The 15948-nt window shown below is 55.8% G+C and carries 13 protein-coding genes; 6 read left to right on the plus strand and 7 right to left on the minus strand.

The window, feature by feature from the left end; translation table 11 throughout:
- Positions 1–8 precede the first annotated feature (8 nt).
- Positions 9–479: a 4Fe-4S binding protein gene (locus ES815_RS10650; protein WP_142487769.1), complete on the plus strand. Its 471-nt coding sequence runs from the start codon at positions 9–11 to the stop codon at positions 477–479.
- 4 nt (positions 480–483) lie between these two features.
- On the opposite strand, the gene avtA is transcribed toward ES815_RS10650, so the two are convergent.
- Positions 484–1740 carry a valine--pyruvate transaminase gene (gene avtA, locus ES815_RS10655; RefSeq protein ID WP_142487770.1) on the minus strand — a complete coding sequence of 419 codons (1257 nt, stop codon included), beginning with the start codon at positions 1738–1740 and terminating at the stop codon, positions 484–486.
- A 176-nt stretch (positions 1741–1916) separates the two neighbouring features.
- Complete coding sequence (locus ES815_RS10660) at positions 1917–3947, minus strand: alpha-amylase (RefSeq protein ID WP_142487771.1); 2031 nt, start codon at positions 3945–3947, stop codon at positions 1917–1919.
- Positions 3948–4260: 313 nt separating this feature from the next.
- On the opposite strand from ES815_RS10660, the gene ES815_RS10665 reads away from it, so the two are divergent.
- On the plus strand, positions 4261–5085 hold the full coding sequence (locus ES815_RS10665) for a protein bax (RefSeq protein ID WP_142487772.1): 825 nt from the start codon (positions 4261–4263) through the stop codon (positions 5083–5085).
- Between the two features lie 39 nt (positions 5086–5124).
- On the opposite strand, the gene xylR is transcribed toward ES815_RS10665, so the two are convergent.
- The 4 genes from xylR to xylF all read right to left on the minus strand — a co-directional run bounded on the left by xylR (position 5125) and on the right by xylF (position 10110).
- Positions 5125–6303: a D-xylose utilization transcriptional activator XylR gene (xylR, locus tag ES815_RS10670; protein ID WP_142487773.1), complete on the minus strand. Its 1179-nt coding sequence runs from the start codon at positions 6301–6303 to the stop codon at positions 5125–5127.
- A 42-nt stretch (positions 6304–6345) separates the two neighbouring features.
- On the minus strand, positions 6346–7527 hold the full coding sequence (gene xylH / locus ES815_RS10675; protein ID WP_142487774.1) for a xylose ABC transporter permease XylH: 1182 nt from the start codon (positions 7525–7527) through the stop codon (positions 6346–6348).
- Complete coding sequence (locus ES815_RS10680) at positions 7505–9046, minus strand: xylose ABC transporter ATP-binding protein (RefSeq protein ID WP_142487775.1); 1542 nt, start codon at positions 9044–9046, stop codon at positions 7505–7507. The genes xylH and ES815_RS10680 overlap by 23 nt, the downstream gene beginning before the upstream one ends.
- Positions 9047–9117: 71 nt before the next feature.
- Positions 9118–10110 carry a D-xylose ABC transporter substrate-binding protein gene (xylF, locus tag ES815_RS10685; RefSeq protein WP_142487776.1) on the minus strand — a complete coding sequence of 331 codons (993 nt, stop codon included), beginning with the start codon at positions 10108–10110 and terminating at the stop codon, positions 9118–9120.
- A 370-nt stretch (positions 10111–10480) separates the two neighbouring features.
- On the opposite strand from xylF, the gene xylA reads away from it, so the two are divergent.
- Positions 10481–11803 (plus strand): xylose isomerase, encoded by a 1323-nt coding sequence (gene xylA, locus ES815_RS10690; protein WP_142487777.1) that lies wholly within the window; start codon positions 10481–10483, stop codon positions 11801–11803.
- Positions 11804–11861: 58 nt separating this feature from the next.
- Entirely contained in the window at positions 11862–13316 is a 1455-nt protein-coding gene (gene xylB / locus ES815_RS10695; protein WP_142487778.1) for a xylulokinase, read from the plus strand.
- Between the two features lie 79 nt (positions 13317–13395).
- Here the strand turns inward: xylB and ES815_RS10700 are convergent, their stop codons facing one another.
- The gene (locus ES815_RS10700) at positions 13396–14391 is read right to left on the minus strand and encodes an acyltransferase (protein ID WP_142487779.1); all 996 of its coding nucleotides are present in this window, start codon (positions 14389–14391) and stop codon (positions 13396–13398) included.
- A 189-nt stretch (positions 14392–14580) separates the two neighbouring features.
- Between ES815_RS10700 and ES815_RS10705 the strand changes: the two genes are divergently transcribed.
- Both ES815_RS10705 and glyQ read left to right on the plus strand, forming a co-directional pair.
- Positions 14581–14877, plus strand: a complete 297-nt coding sequence (locus tag ES815_RS10705) for a YsaB family lipoprotein (protein WP_370462902.1) — start codon at positions 14581–14583, stop codon at positions 14875–14877.
- 159 nt (positions 14878–15036) lie between these two features.
- Positions 15037–15948: a glycine--tRNA ligase subunit alpha gene (gene glyQ / locus ES815_RS10710; RefSeq protein WP_003860141.1), complete on the plus strand. Its 912-nt coding sequence runs from the start codon at positions 15037–15039 to the stop codon at positions 15946–15948.

Below are 15948 nucleotides of genomic sequence, written 5' to 3' on the forward strand. Positions count from 1 at the left end.
AGCAGGCAATGAACCCGTTTATTGTTGCGGACCCGGCGAAATGTATTGGCTGTCGCACCTGCGAAGTGGCCTGTGTGGTATCGCATCAGGAAGATCAGAATTGTGCGGCCGTGACGGCAAGGACGTTTACTTCCCGCATTCGGGTGGTGAAAGGCGGGACCTTTACCACGGCGGTCACCTGTCATCAGTGTGAAGATGCGCCCTGCGCCAACGTCTGCCCGACGCAGGCCATCCAGCGGCAGGCGGGAGTGTGGCAGGTGGATCAGGCGCGCTGTATCGGCTGTAAAAGCTGTATGGTCGCCTGTCCGTTTGGGGCTATGCAGGTGACGGGGAGCGCTGAGCAGGTTCAGGCCCTGAAGTGCGACCGCTGCGCGCACCGCGAAGCGGGACCGGCCTGCGTGGCGGCCTGTCCCACCTATGCGTTAAGCTGCGTCGATCCTGCCAGATTACGCGCCGAAAGGCTGCGTTATCTGGCGTAAAACGTTACTGGCCGTTTTCCCGCCAGGCGAGCTCAACCTCTTCTGCCAGAATTTTAACGCCGGCTTCGATTTTTTCCGGGTCCGGCACGTAGTTCATGCGCATGCACTGATGGGTATGCGGCCAGGGTTTATCCAGCCCCGGGAAGAAGTAGTCCCCCGGTACCATCAACACCCCGCGTTTTTTCAGACGCTGATACAGCAGCTCGGTGGTGATCGGCAGGTCCTTAAACCACAGCCAGAGGAAAATCGCCCCTTCGGGTTTATGGATCAGGCAGCGATTTTCCGGTAAGTAGCGGCGAATGGTGGCGATCGTCTCTTGTACGCGCTGATAGTAGAAAGGCTTGATCACCTCATTCGACAGACGCAGCAGATCGTTGCGCTTAATCATCTCGCACATCATCGCCGGACCAATCCCACCCGGTGACAGGCTAATAATGCCGTTCATATTGGTGATGGCGGTGATGATTTTCTCATTGGCGATGATGATCCCGCAGCGGCTGCCAGGCAGACCCAGCTTGGAAAGGCTCATGCACAGGACAATGTTCGGGTTCCACAGCGGGCGCGCTTCGCTGAAGATAATGCCCGGGAAGGGCACGCCATAGGCGTTATCAATCACCAGCGGAATGCCGTGCTGGTTCGCCAGCGCATCCAGCTTCATCAGCTCTTCGTCGGTGATCACGTTCCCGGTTGGGTTGGTGGGCCGGGAGACGCAGATCATGCCGGTCTCTTCGCCAATATGCAGGTGCTCAAAATCGACGTGATATTTGAACTGGCCTTCCGGCAGCAGCTCGATGTTCGGACGTGCGGAGACGAAAAGGTCATCCTCAAGGCCGGAATCGGCGTAACCGATGTATTCCGGCGTCAGCGGGAAGAGCACCTTTTTGGTGGTGCCGTCGGCACGTCGGCCCGCGAAGAGGTTAAATAAGTAGAAAAACGCGCTCTGGCTGCCGTTTGTCAGTGCAATATTCTGTGGTTCGATCTCCCAGCCGAGGGTGTCGCGCAGCATCTCTGCCAGGGCAGCGAGCAGCTCGGTTTTCCCCTGCGGGCCGTCATAATTGCACAGCGCATCAGTGGCTTTGCCATTTTCCAGCATGTCCGCAAGGAGCGTCTGAAAATAGGCGTTCATCTCCGGAATTTGTGCCGGGTTACCGCCGCCGAGCATGATAGCGCCCGGTGTGCGCAGACCGTCGTTGAGATCCTCCATCAGGCGGGTAATGCCTGAATGGCGGGTGAATTTGTCGCCGAAAAGTGAAAAAGTCATAGCAGGTGTTCTGTCGGGCTTGTTCTAAGAGTGGCTCACCATAACGCTACAACTGCGCAGGTGCAAATCAGCGTGGAAAGACAGAATGATTGCTTTATGTTATCAGTTTACCATCAGGCAGTGAATTATGCTGTATTTTCCCTCTCCCGTCGGGAGAGGGATTCTGAACGTAACGATCAGCGATTACCCGCCCATACCACCATCACCTTGTCGCCCTGGTGCTCACGTACAAAGCCATAGCCCTGGGGCAGGGACAGCGTGGTTTGCGTTCCTTCCCCCACTGCCGGATGGCGGGCGCGGAACTGCCCGAGCCGCTGCCAGTGGGCGACGGTGGCGGCCTGCGCGCCGCTGATATCCTGCCAGTTCATGTCCGAGCGCGTCCCCTGCAGCGGGTCGGAGCCCGTCGGGCCGAACGGTCGGGCGGATTCATCACCATAAAATATCTGCACGCTGCCCGGCGCGAGTAACAGCAGCTCTGCCGCCCGCTGGTCGCCCTCGCGGAACAGACGCGTATCGTGGGAAGAGAGGTAGCTCAGGACGTTAAAGCCCTGCAGCTTTTCTGCCATCTGCTGCCAGGTCAGGTCGATATCGGCCAGGCAATCTACCGCTTTCGCCGCCTGCTCCTGATAATCAAAATTGATCATCGCATCGAAGCCGTGACGGTAGTAATCGCTCTGCATCACCCCGTGACCCCAGGATTCACCGGTCATCCAGAAGGGCGCATCGTCGAGTTTTTTCTCCGGGTTGGCCGCTTTCCACGCTTTTAGCGCGTCACTGGCCTGGTCCTTCAGCTGCTGCCAGCCTGCCAGCTCCACGTGCTTGGCGGTATCGACCCGGAAACCGTCAATCCCGTATTCCCGTACCCACTGGCTCAGCCAGTGGGTGAGGTAGTCCCGGGGCGTGTAGCCATCGACGGCTTTTGCCCCGGTGTCGGGTTTATGGCGATAAAAGTTCGGCAGGCCCGAAGGAGTGGTGGATTCGGTTTTCAGATCCGGCAGGAAGGCCAGCGACATGGTCAGATCGTCGAAGCCGGGGTTGTCGTAATCGCCAATGTCGGTGCGTATCCACTGTTTGCCCCACCAGTTTTCCCATGCGGCTTTGTCGCTAAAATTGATGTAGTCGTTAAAGCTGTGCCAGCTCTGTCCGGCGGCAGGCTTCCAGTCGGTCCAGCGTTCACCCAGGGTTTTCTTCAGCTCATCACCCTGTAAATAGAGTGCGCCGAACTGGTACTCCTGCATGTCGGCCAGCGTCGCATAACCGGTGTGATTCATCACCACGTCAAACAGGATGCGGATCCCCCGACGATGGGCTTCATCCACCAGCTGGCGTAAATCGTCTTCCGTGCCCATGTTGGCATCGAGTCGGGTCCAGTCCTGGGTGTAGTAACCGTGATAGGCGTAATGGGGGAAGTCACCCTTGGTGCCGCCGCCGACCCAGCCGTGGATCTGCTCCAGCGGCGAGCTGATCCACAGGGCGTTGACGCCGAGCTGTTGCAGATAATCCAGTTTGCTGGTGAGCCCCTTCAGGTCGCCGCCGTGGAAGGTGCCGATCTCCTGTATGCCATCTTTATGGCGTCCGTAACTGTTGTCGTTGCCCGGATCGCCATTCTCAAACCTATCGGTCAGGACAAAATAGACGGTGGCGTTTTGCCAGCTGAACGGGGCGGGTTTGTCCGTCCCGGCACGCTCCAGTAACAGCAGGCCGTTGCTGTCCGGGGCGGGTTGCAGGGTGATTTTGCCCTGCTGCACGGTGGCGGTCTGTTTGCTGTAAAAATCACGCACCACGCTTCCTTCCGGGAAGGTGTTGCTGACGTCGACCGTCAGGGGGGTGCCGTCCCATTTCGGGCACTGGCGCACCACGTTGGTTACCGCTTTTTCGCTCTCGCTGGCGACGGTCAACATCAGGGTAGGCGTGCCGGAGCGGGTATCAATCCGTGCCTGATAATCACCGTCGCGGAACAGTCGCCACTGCACCGGATCCCCTTCGCACGGCTTGAGTGACATCATCTCGTTGAGTTTTATCGCGTTTGTAGGCTGCCAGCACGTCTTGTCAAGATTCACCGTCAGCGGGCGGATACCCTTCGTCAGCTTTGCCTGTGCCGTGAAGACCCCCGAGCCTTCAGCCGTAAAGGTCGGAAAACCCGGGGCTGACCAGTCGGCGCTGGCCATGGCAGGCAAGAGGAGAAGAGCGAGAGCGGAATGTTTCATACCGGTTTCCTGTCACAGCGTTTTGCTCAGTTTGCCATCTATTGTAGAAGGCTAACTCCTCCCCTGGCGCTATCGCGCAGGGAGGAGCAATGAGGGTGAGTGATCTCACGCTAAACGGGCGTATTAACTGCGATATTGAGCACATTTTGGTGAAAATGATGCTTAAGCGAACGCTTTCTGGATGACAGGGTTTCGGATTTAGACTATTTCTTTGAATGCTCTTCTCGTCTATTTTTGCTAGGATCTGAGATTCGCTTCTCATTTTACGAAAAAAATAAGGTGTTGGAATGTTTCTATCCGACCAGGAGACTTAATGATATCGACTCCCATTCGACGATATGGGGCCGCGATACTCATGTTACTCACCATGGCAATTTCTGGTGAGGTGCTTGCGAAGACGCACACGGATACAACGAGTAAGAAGGCCCACGTCATAAAGACGACAAGTAGTAAGGTTAGCAGTAAACAAGAGTATTCTCGCAATAGTGCAAAGAGTAGTTCACTTCCTGATTTGCGAAAATACCCTTCCGGGACACCAAGGAAAAAAGCGTTTCTCCGGACGGTAATGCCTTATATTACAAGTCAAAATGCCGCGATTACGGCGGATCGTAACTGGTTGATCTCCAAGCAGTACGATAGCCGCTGGTCGCCATCAGAACGCACGCGTCTGAAAGAAATTTCGAAACGCTATAAGGTGAGCTGGAACGGAAACACGCGTCGTGTGCCGTGGAACTCTCTCTTAGAGCGCGTAGATATTATTCCAGGCAGCATGGTCGCAACGATGGCTGCAGCCGAAAGTGGCTGGGGTACCTCGAAGCTGGCGCGCAGTAATAACAACCTCTTCGGCATGAAATGTGCGAAAGGGCGTTGTAACAATGCGCCGGGCAAGGTGAAAGGCTACTCACAGTTTGAATCGGTAAAAGATTCCGTGAATGCTTATGTTGTGAATCTGAACACGCATCCTGCTTATAAATCCTTCCGTAAGTCGCGCGCGCAGCTGCGTAAAGCAGACCAGGAAGTGACGGCAAGCACCATGATCCATAAGCTGAAAGGTTACTCAACCCAGGGCCAACGCTATAACAACTATCTGTTTGCGATGTACCAGGATAACCAGCGCTTAATCGCCGCACATATGTAATAGTAAAAAAGGCCTTCCATCCGGGAGGCCTTTTTTTATTTAAATCAGCACTTCACTGTAGCGATCGCGATACTCTTTCGGCGTGGTGTCATACTCTTTTTTAAATACCGAATAGAAATATTGTAGAGAGGGATAACCGCACATCTGCGAAATCTCATGAATCGAAAGCGACGTCGAAATTAGCAGGCTGCGGGCTTTCTCCAGTTTCTCGGCGTGAATCACCGCATGGATCGTCTCGCCCACCTCTTCTTTAAAACGCTTCTCCAGATTTGAACGTGAAATCCCTACCGCATCCAGCACCTGGTCCACTTTGATGCCTTTACAGGCGTGGTTACGAATGTAGTGCATCGCCTGAATCACCGCCGGATCGTTCAGTGAACGGTAATCGGTCGATCGCCGCTCCACAACGCGCATCGGCGGTACCAGCAGCCGTTGCAGCGGCAGGTTTTCATTATCCAGCAGCCGGTGCAGTAGCTTGGCTGCCTGATAGCCCATCTGACGCGTTCCCTGGGCCACGGAGGAGAGCGCCACCCGTGACAGGTAACGCGTTAGTTCCTCATTATCGATACCAATGACGCACAGCTTTTCCGGTACCGGAATGTGCAGATGCTCGCACACCTGTAACACGTGCCGGGCGCGGGCATCGGTCACGGCGATAATCCCGGTCTGCGGCGGCAGGGTTTGCAGCCAGTCGGCGAGACGATTCTGCGCGTGCTGCCAGTTTTCCGGGGCCGTCTCCAGCCCCTGATAGACAACGCCGCGATACTTCTCCTTTGCCACCAGCTGACAGAACGCATACTCACGTTCCGCCGCCCAGCCTTTGCCGCTGGAGACGGGCAGGCCATAAAAGGCGAAGCGGTGTACCCCTTTCTCCTTCAGATGGAGAAAGGCGCTCTCCACCAGAGCGTGGTTGTCGGTCGCGATATAGTGCACGGGAGGGTAATTTTCCGGCTTGTGGTAGGAGCCGCCGACGCCGACGATGGGGACGTCGACATCCACCAGTAGCTGCTGGATAACGGCATCGTCAAAATCCGCGATAACGCCGTCGCCCAGCCACTCTTTAATATTATCGATACGCATCCGGAAATCTTCTTCGATGAAGATATCCCACTCGGACTGCGACGCCTGCAAGTATTCACCCACACCCTCTACAACCTGACGGTCATAAGCTTTATTGGCATTGAATAACAACGTTATGCGGTGACGCTTCTCAAACATGGCGCTCTTTTTCCAGAATCAGTGACAGACGATAAAGCATCCTCAGGCGCGCCTTTTGGTCGCGGAATCCATCCATACTGCCAGCAACAGAATGGCACCCTTAACGATATACTGCCAGAATGTCGGGACGTCCATCATACTCATTCCGTTATCCAGCGACGCCATAATAAAGGCACCCATCACCGCCCCGGCGACGCTGCCGATCCCGCCCGCCAGACTGGTTCCGCCAATGACGCAGGCAGCGATGGCGTCGAGTTCGGCAATGTTCCCTGCCGACGGCGAGCCTGCCCCCAGGCGCGAGCTTAAGATCAGACCCGCCACGGCGACCATCAGGCCATTAATGGCAAAGACCGCGAGCTTGGTGCGCTCAACGTTGATGCCGGACAGGCGCGCGGCTTCGAGGTTGCCGCCGATGGCATAAATGCGCCGACCAAAGGCGGTGCGGGTGGCCATAAACATCCCGGCCAGCAGCAGCAGAACCAGCAGCAGCACCGGCGTCGGCACGCCGCGATAGTCGTTCAGCAGCCAGATCGCCCCGAGGACAATCACCGCCGTCAGCGCCTGGCGTCCGACCACCGAGGTGGATGGCGCCGTGGCTAACCCTAAGGACTGACGACGCATTCTGCTCCGCCACTGCCAGGCAACAAACGCCATCAGGCCAATTGCGCCGAGGCTAAAACCGACCCCGCTGGAGAGATAGCTCTGACCAATCTGCGACATGGAGGCGCTGGTGGGAGAGACGGTGGTGCCGTTGGTCACGCCAATCAGAATGCCGCGGAAGGCCAGCATCCCCGCCAGGGTGACGATAAACGACGGCACTTTACGATAGGCCACCCACCAGCCGTTCCAGGTGCCGAGGAGTAAACCGAGCAGCAGGGTAACCACGATGGTGAGCGGCAGCGGCCAGCCCAGCCAGACGTCGAAAATCGCCGCCAGGCCGCCGAGCAGGCCCATCATCGAACCTACGGAGAGGTCGATCTCCGCCGAGATAATCACAAACACCATCCCCACCGCCAGAATGCCGGTAATGGCGGTCTGACGCAGCAGGTTGGAGACGTTACGGGCGCTGAGATACGAGCCGTCAGTGGTCCAGGTAAAGAACAGCATGATCGCTACAATGGCGGCAATCATGACAAAGACCTGCAGATTAAGCGCTTTCAACCCTGAAAACAGACCCGGTGCGGGCGCCGTGGCTTTTAATTCAGATGGATTGCTTTTCGACATGGCGTTCGCTCCTTAATGCGGCTTCCATCACCTGTTCCTGCGTCAGGTTCTGGTTGTTCAGGTTGGCTTTCAGTTTTCCTTCGTGCATCACCAGCACCCGGTCGCTCAGACCCAGCACTTCAGGCAGCTCTGACGAAATCACAATTACGGCAATACCCTGCTGAACCAGCTGGTTGATCAGCTTGTAGATTTCGTATTTCGCACCGATATCGATCCCGCGGGTGGGTTCATCAAGGATCAGGATGCGCGGGTTGAGCAACAGGCAGCGGGCAAGAATGGCCTTCTGCTGATTGCCGCCGCTAAGACGACCAATGGCGAGATCCGGGGAAGACGTTTTGACCTTCAGCCGTTGAAGGGACTGCAGAATGCAGTGCTGCTCGGCGGCGTCATCAAGGCTGCTTAGCTTTCCGCTGAACTGATCTAAGGCGGCGAGGGTGATATTTTTACCTACCGCCATCACCGGCACGATGCCGTCTTTCTTACGATCTTCCGGCACCATCGCGATGCCGTGGGCAATCGCCTGCTGACAGTTTTTGATATCGACCGGCTGCCCGTCAATAAAGATACGGCCTTCCCAGCGACCGGGCCAGACGCCGAACAGACACTGCACGGCCTCGGTACGCCCGGCGCCGACCAGCCCGGCTATGCCAAGAATTTCACCGCGATGCAGCGAGAAGGAGACGTCGTTCACCCGTTTGATATGACGATTGATCGGATGCCAGGCGGTGAGATGCTCCACGCGTAGCACCTCCTCCCCGAGGGTATGCGGTTCATTTGGGTAGAGCGCAGTGAGCTCCCGGCCCACCATCATAGTAATGATGTCATCCTCGCTCATTCCCTGCGCTTCGCGGGTGCCGATATGCTGCCCGTCGCGAATGACGCAGACCGTGTCCGAAATAGCTTTCACTTCGTTGAGCTTGTGGGAGATGTAAATGCAGGCAATACCGTGGTTTTGCAGGTCACGAATGATGTCCAGCAATACCGCGGTTTCCTGTTCCGTCAGCGAAGCGGTCGGTTCATCGAGGATCAGCAGGCGCACCTGTTTGTTGAGCGCTTTGGCGATCTCCACCAGCTGCTGTTGCCCCAAACCTAACTCGCCCACCCGGGTATCGGGAGAGATCGCCAGGCTCACCTGTGCCAGCAGCTTTTCGCAGCGCAGGGTCATGGTGTCGTAATCCAGCACCCCGTGACGGGCGATCTCGGCGCCGAGGAAGATGTTCTCCAGCACGGTGAGGTGCTTCACCAGCGCCAGCTCCTGGTGAATGATGGCGATGCCTTTACGTTCGGTATCGCGGATGTGCGTGGCCTGCAGGGCTTCGCCGGAAAAAATAATTTCGCCGTCATAGCTGCCGTGGGGGTAAATGCCGCACAGCACTTTCATTAACGTCGATTTGCCGGAGCCATTTTCACCGCACAGCGAGACGATCTCGCCGGGATTTAAACGCAGACTGACGTTGTCCACGGCCTTCACCGCGCCAAACGCCTTAGTGATGCTTTTCATTTCAAGGAGATAAGACATAACTGCCCCACATGACCCGAAGGAAAACAGTGCAAGTCGATGCGCCCCCGCCAGGCAGGGGCGATGATGGACTACAGTTCGCTTTTTTTATGGAAACCGTCTTTCACAACGGTGGCGTCAATGTTCTCTTTATTGACTTCGATAGGGGTTAACAGTCGGGACGGCACATCTTTCAGGCCATTGTTTAAGCTGGTGTCGGCTTTAGGCTGCTGGTCATTGCCCAGCTCAACGGCAATTTCTGCGGCGGTGGTGGCCAGCTCGGTGATCGGTTTATACACCGTCATGGTCTGGGTGCCGGCCACAATGCGTTTCACCCCGGCCAGGTCTGCATCCTGCCCGGAGATCGCCACTTTTCCGGCCAGCCCCTGAGCGCTGAGCGCCTGAATTGCGCCGCCAGCGGTGGCATCGTTAGACGCGACCACGGCGTCAATTTTGTTATTGTTGGCAGTTAAGGCGTTTTCCATAATTTTCAGTGCGTTTTCTGGCAGCCAGCCATCTGCCCACTGGTCGCCAACCACTTTGATTTTGCCTTCGTCAATGTACGGCTTCAGCACTTTCATCTGCCCGGCGCGGAATAATTTGGCGTTGTTGTCTACTGGCGAGCCGCCCATCAGGAAATAGTTCCCTTGTGGCACTTTCGCTACCAGGCTTTGCGCCTGTAATTCACCGACTTTTTCATTGTCGAAGGAAATATAATAATCGATGTCGGCGTTATTAATCATGCGGTCATAGGCCAATACTTTAATGCCCTCGCGTTTGGCTTCTTTTACCACGTTACTTAAAACCTGACCGTTATAGGGAATAATAACCAGCACATCGACGCCGCGGTTAATCATATTTTCGATTTGCGACATTTGGGTTTCTTCATTGCCATTGGCCGACTGGACAAAAACTTTTGCTCCTAATGCTTCTGCCTTATTGACAAAAATATCGCGATCTTTTTGCCAGCGCTCCAGGCGAAGGTCATCGATCGCCATGCCGATTTTGACTTCTTTTGCATGACTCGCCGTACTCGCCAGCAGCAGCGATGCACAAAGAGTGAGGCACAGGTTCTTTATCTTCATAATTGTATTGCCTTTTGTAGGGTTAGGTAACTGAGATAAAAGAAACAATCATTGCAAGAGACGTAGCAAATTCTTAACGGGGAACGGCAGACTGGCAATTACAGATTTTTATCTTCTCGTTATGATATTTGGTTTATTTTCGAATTTATGACCGCGATCTTATTTTAAATTACATAACTTCTTAATTACACATGATTCTGGAATTTACGCTGTGAAATTCCTTTGGCTGCAAATTGATTTTGCGAGCCAGCGCACGTTTGTGCATTCTCTCAATAGCAGTGTGAAATAACGTAATTGAGCAAGCTGCGATCACTATTCACTATTACTCCAGTATCTACTCTTCGCCGCACCCCTGATTATGGAGCTCACTATGCAAGCTTATTTCGATCAACTCGATCGCGTTCGTTATGAAGGCCCGAAATCCTCTAATCCTTTAGCGTTTCGTCATTACAACCCGGACGAGCTGGTGTTGGGTAAGCGCATGGAAGATCATTTGCGTTTCGCCGCTTGCTACTGGCATACCTTCTGCTGGAGCGGGGCCGATATGTTTGGCGTGGGCTCGTTCGATCGTCCCTGGCAGCAGCCGGGCGACGCGCTTGAGCTGGCGAAGCGCAAAGCGGACGTTGCCTTTGAATTCTTCCACAAGCTGAACGTGCCTTACTACTGCTTCCACGACGTGGACGTCTCCCCGGAAGGCGCCTCGCTGAAAGAGTACCTGAATAACTTTGCGCAGATGGTCGACGTACTGGCTGAAAAACAGCAGCAGAGCGGCGTGAAGCTGCTGTGGGGCACCGCCAACTGCTTTACCCATCCGCGCTATGGCGCAGGGGCTGCCACCAACCCGGATCCTGAAGTGTTCAGCTGGGCGGCCACCCAGGTCGTGACAGCGATGAACGCGACCCATCAGCTGGGCGGCGAAAACTACGTCCTGTGGGGCGGGCGCGAAGGCTACGAAACGCTGCTCAATACCGATTTACGCCAGGAGCGCGAGCAGATTGGCCGCTTCATGCAAATGGTGGTGGAGCATAAACACAAAATCGGTTTCCAGGGCACGCTGCTGATTGAGCCAAAACCGCAGGAGCCGACCAAGCACCAGTACGATTACGACGTGGCAACGGTGTACGGCTTCCTCAAGCAGTTCGGGCTGGAAAAAGAGATCAAAGTGAACATCGAAGCCAACCACGCGACCCTGGCCGGCCACTCGTTCCACCACGAGATCGCCTCCGCTATCGCGCTGGGCATTTTCGGCTCCGTGGATGCTAACCGCGGCGATCCGCAGCTGGGCTGGGATACCGATCAGTTCCCGGTCAGCGTGGAAGAAAACGCGCTGGTGATGTACGAAATCATTAAAGCGGGTGGGTTTACCACCGGCGGCCTGAACTTTGACGCCAAAGTGCGCCGTCAGAGTACCGATAAATACGATCTGTTCTATGGTCATATTGGGGCGATGGACACCATGGCGCTGTCGCTGAAAGTGGCCGCCCGCATGATTGAAGACGGCGAGCTGGATAAGCGCGTGGCGAAACGCTATGGCGGCTGGAACAGTGAACTGGGTCAGCAAATTTTGAAAGGCCAGTTATCGCTGACGGAACTGGCGAAGTACGCTGAACAGCATAACCTGGCGCCGCAGCATCAGAGTGGTCATCAGGAGCTGCTGGAAAATCTGGTGAATCATTACCTGTTCGACAAGTAACGGGTATCGCCGGGCGGCGCTACGCTTGCCCGGCCTACAATTTTAAGGAGCCCAGGGCATGTATATCGGGATCGATCTTGGCACATCGGGTGTGAAAGCCATTCTGTTAAATGAACAGGGCGACGTGCTGGCAGCGCAAACAGAAAAATTGCAGGTTTCACGGCCACATCCGCTCTGGTCTGAACAGGATCCTGAAGCCTGGTGGCTGGCAACGGATCGCGCTCTGAAGGCGCTTGGCGAGCAGCATTCGCTGAGGGAAGTCAAAGCCCTGGGAATTGCCGGGCAGATGCATGGCGCTACGCTGCTGGACAAGGACAACCGTGTTTTGCGTCCGGCCATTTTATGGAATGACGGCCGCTGCGGTGAAGAGTGCGCCCTGCTGGAAGAACGCGTGCCGACATCCCGGGAGATCACCGGCAACCTGATGATGCCGGGCTTTACCGCACCCAAATTGCTGTGGGTCCAGCGCCACGAGCCCGAGATTTTTAGCCAGGTGGCGAAGGTGCTGCTGCCAAAAGATTATCTGCGTCTGCGGATGACCGGCGAGTACGCCAGCGATATGTCCGATGCGGCAGGCACTATGTGGCTCGACGTCGCTAAACGCGACTGGAGCGAGACGATGCTCGACGCCTGCCATCTCACCCGCGACCATATGCCTGCTCTGTTCGAAGGCTGTGAGCAGACCGGCACGCTGCTGCCGTCGGTCGCGCAACGGTGGGATATGCCGGCCGTTCCGGTCGTGGCGGGGGGCGGTGATAACGCCGCGGGCGCGGTTGGTGTGGGGATGGCCGATGCCGGACAGGCCATGCTGTCGTTGGGCACATCCGGCGTCTACTTTGCCGTCAGCGACGGTTATCGCAGTAACCCTGACAGCGCGGTGCACAGCTTCTGCCATGCGTTACCCGGCAAATGGCATCTGATGTCGGTGATGCTCAGCGCGGCGTCGTGCCTGGACTGGGCGGCAAAACTGACCGGCTTAGGCAGCGTTCCGGCCCTGCTCGATGCTGCGCAACAGGCCGATGAAAACGCGGGTACCCTCTGGTTCCTGCCCTATCTTTCCGGCGAGCGCACGCCGCATAACAACCCGCAGGCGAAAGGGGTGTTCTTTGGCTTAACCCATCAGCACGGTCCGGCCGAACTGGCGCGCGCGGTACTGGAAGGGGTAGGTTATGCCCTGGCTGATGGCATGGATGTAGTACATGAATGCGGACTCAAACCAACCAGCATTACGCTGATTGGCGGCGGGGCGCGTAGCCCGTACTGGCGTCAGATGCTGGCGGATATCAGCGGTCAGCAGCTGGATTACCGTACCGGTGGTGACGTCGGACCTGCTCTCGGTGCGGCGCGACTGGCGCAGATCGCGATGAATCCGGATAAACCGCTGTCGGCGCTGCTGCCACAGCTGGCGCTGGAACAGCAGCACATCCCTGATACCGCGCGTCATGCCCGCTATGCCGGGCAACGCGATGTGTTCCGCAAGATCTATCAGCAGCTTCTGCCATTGATGTCGTGAAACGTTGCCGGGTGGCGTTTCGTTTGCACAGCCTTGTAGGCCCGTGCAAGCGAAGCGCCGCCGGGCAAGCAAGCCGTGCTTAACTGACAAACCTGCGCGTATCAATCCGCTGCAACAGCATAGACAGCAGCAAACTGACCACCAGCGTGGCCGAGAATATCCAGACAATATCCAGCAGCGGCCAGCTCTTTAACTCCACGCCACGCGTGCGCAGAGCATGGATCACCAGCGCGTGAAAACCATAAATCCCCAGTGAGTTACGCGAAATTAACCCCAGCAGCGGCAGGGGGCGTGCATTGAGCGTGTTTTTCACTAGGGTAAATAATGACACCGCGCAGATAAAGACCATCGGGCCGCAGTAGAGATACCAGGTGTCGGCGAAGGTGCCGCGCCACTGCAGTTCATGCAGCGTACCGCGGGAGATGATCGCAACCGCAGCAATAAACAGCGCGGCGCAAATCCCATTCAGCCAGCGTTTACGGGTATCCATCATACCCAGAGCGCGGCCCAGCATACCGTACAGCACGTAATAGAAGGTGTCGCCGTTGATATACAGGTTGATCGGCAGCCATTCAAATCCGCCTATTTTTTGCGAGACGGTGTTGGGGTTGGCCACGATGCCGATCACGATCATCAGCGCCAGCAGCATTTTGCCGTTCGCGCTCTTCACCTGCAGCAGCGGGGAGAGCAGGTAAATGACGATAATGGCGAAGAAAAACCACAGATGATAGAACACCGGCTTTTGCAGCAGGTATTTCAGCGACAGCTCGCTGTTAATCGAGGTAAACAGCACGATATAAAGGAACGCCACGGTGCTGTAAAACAGCAGACACAGCCCGATGCGTAAAAAGTGGCGCGATTGCGCGCTGCGCTCGCCAAAAAAGAGATAGCCGGAGATCATGAAAAACAGCGGCACGCTCACGCGTGAAGCGGAGTTGAGAATATTGGCGATATCCCAGTTAACGAGGCTGACGCTTGCGGCATTGGTGATATACCAGGTCGTGGTATGGATCATCACCACCATTAAACAGGCAATTCCCCGCAGATTATCAATCCAGTTAATTTTTTCCTGCATCCATCCCTCTGTTTTCGCATTAAAAAGAGTCTGACTGTGGTATTGCTAAAGACGCTCACTGGAAAATTCTGAGTTTGCATCGCCCTGCTTGTGCCCGGGCGGTGAGATTCGCAGAATGCCGGGCCATAATCTATAAAGTTTAGAGTTTAAAAATAATAGCCACAGCACAGGGCGGTAATAAAAATGATGATGCGTGCAATGTGGATCCTGATCCCCGCGTTACTGGCCGGCTGCGCGGCTCAGGAGACGTCCCCCGCGCAAAAAGCGCAAACGAAGAAAGTCAGTCCGGTGCGTTCGCTGGACATGGAACAGCTGTGTAAGGATCGGGCGGCTCAGCGCTACAATACCGGTGCGCAAAAAATCGACGTCACCGCATTCGAACAGTTCCAGGGTAGCTATGAAATGCAGGGCTTCACTGCCCGCAATGAGAGTTTCATCTGTTCTTTTGACCCAGAAGGCCATTTTTTACATCTTTCGATGCGTTAAGGCCGTCGCGTCATGAGCTGGCTGTGCCCCGAGGGCGTTGTCAGCTATGCTTATTTCCCAATTTTCCCTAAACAACGCCGTTTCGTACTGTATATCTTGCATCCGACGGGTATACTGATCCCTTCCATTTAAAACCACACGTATCCAGCACGAAATACTATGCAAAAGTTCGATACTAAGACCTTCCAGGGCCTGATCCTGACCTTACAGGATTACTGGGCTCGTCAGGGCTGCACCATTGTTCAACCTTTGGACATGGAAGTCGGCGCCGGCACCTCACACCCGATGACCAGCCTGCGCGCGCTGGGGCCAGAGCCAATGGCGACCGCTTATGTGCAGCCATCCCGTCGTCCGACCGATGGTCGCTACGGTGAAAACCCGAACCGCTTACAGCACTACTATCAGTTCCAGGTGGTCATTAAGCCATCACCGGACAATATTCAGGAGCTGTACCTTGGGTCGCTGAAAGAGCTGGGTATGGATCCAACCATCCACGACATCCGTTTCGTGGAAGATAACTGGGAAAACCCGACGCTGGGTGCCTGGGGTCTGGGTTGGGAAGTGTGGCTGAACGGTATGGAAGTGACGCAGTTCACCTACTTCCAGCAGGTTGGCGGTCTGGAATGTAAGCCGATCACCGGTGAAATCACTTACGGTCTGGAACGTCTGGCCATGTACATTCAGGGCGTAGACAGCGTTTACGACCTGGTCTGGAGCGACGGCCCGCTGGGTAAAACCACCTACGGCGACGTGTTCCATCAGAACGAAGTGGAGCAATCCACCTATAACTTCGAATACGCGGACGTGGACTTCCTGTTCACCTGCTTCGAGCAGTACGAGAAAGAAGCCCAGCAGCTGCTGGCGCTGGAGACTCCGCTGCCGCTGCCCGCCTATGAGCGTATTCTGAAGGCCGCCCACAGCTTCAACCTGCTGGACGCCCGTAAAGCGATCTCCGTGACTGAACGTCAGCGCTACATTCTGCGTATTCGTACCCTGACCAAAGCCGTTGCAGAAGCTTACTATGCGTCCCGTGAAGCCCTTGGCTTCCCGATGTGCAACCGAAACAAATAA

Origin of the sequence: Leclercia adecarboxylata, from assembly GCF_006874705.1 — a bacterium.
Taxonomy (GTDB): domain Bacteria; phylum Pseudomonadota; class Gammaproteobacteria; order Enterobacterales; family Enterobacteriaceae; genus Enterobacter; species Enterobacter adecarboxylatus_C.

Coding starts and splice junctions, on each gene's coding strand:
- ES815_RS10650 (WP_142487769.1), top strand. CDS start 9: ATGAACCCGTTTATTGTTGCGGACCCGGCGAAATGTATTGGCTGTCGC.
- avtA (WP_142487770.1), bottom strand. CDS start 1,740: ATGACTTTTTCACTTTTCGGCGACAAATTCACCCGCCATTCAGGCATT.
- ES815_RS10660 (WP_142487771.1), bottom strand. CDS start 3,947: ATGAAACATTCCGCTCTCGCTCTTCTCCTCTTGCCTGCCATGGCCAGC.
- ES815_RS10665 (WP_142487772.1), top strand. CDS start 4,261: ATGATATCGACTCCCATTCGACGATATGGGGCCGCGATACTCATGTTA.
- xylR (WP_142487773.1), bottom strand. CDS start 6,303: ATGTTTGAGAAGCGTCACCGCATAACGTTGTTATTCAATGCCAATAAA.
- xylH (WP_142487774.1), bottom strand. CDS start 7,527: ATGTCGAAAAGCAATCCATCTGAATTAAAAGCCACGGCGCCCGCACCG.
- ES815_RS10680 (WP_142487775.1), bottom strand. CDS start 9,046: ATGTCTTATCTCCTTGAAATGAAAAGCATCACTAAGGCGTTTGGCGCG.
- xylF (WP_142487776.1), bottom strand. CDS start 10,110: ATGAAGATAAAGAACCTGTGCCTCACTCTTTGTGCATCGCTGCTGCTG.
- xylA (WP_142487777.1), top strand. CDS start 10,481: ATGCAAGCTTATTTCGATCAACTCGATCGCGTTCGTTATGAAGGCCCG.
- xylB (WP_142487778.1), top strand. CDS start 11,862: ATGTATATCGGGATCGATCTTGGCACATCGGGTGTGAAAGCCATTCTG.
- ES815_RS10700 (WP_142487779.1), bottom strand. CDS start 14,391: ATGCAGGAAAAAATTAACTGGATTGATAATCTGCGGGGAATTGCCTGT.
- ES815_RS10705 (WP_370462902.1), top strand. CDS start 14,581: ATGCGTGCAATGTGGATCCTGATCCCCGCGTTACTGGCCGGCTGCGCG.
- glyQ (WP_003860141.1), top strand. CDS start 15,037: ATGCAAAAGTTCGATACTAAGACCTTCCAGGGCCTGATCCTGACCTTA.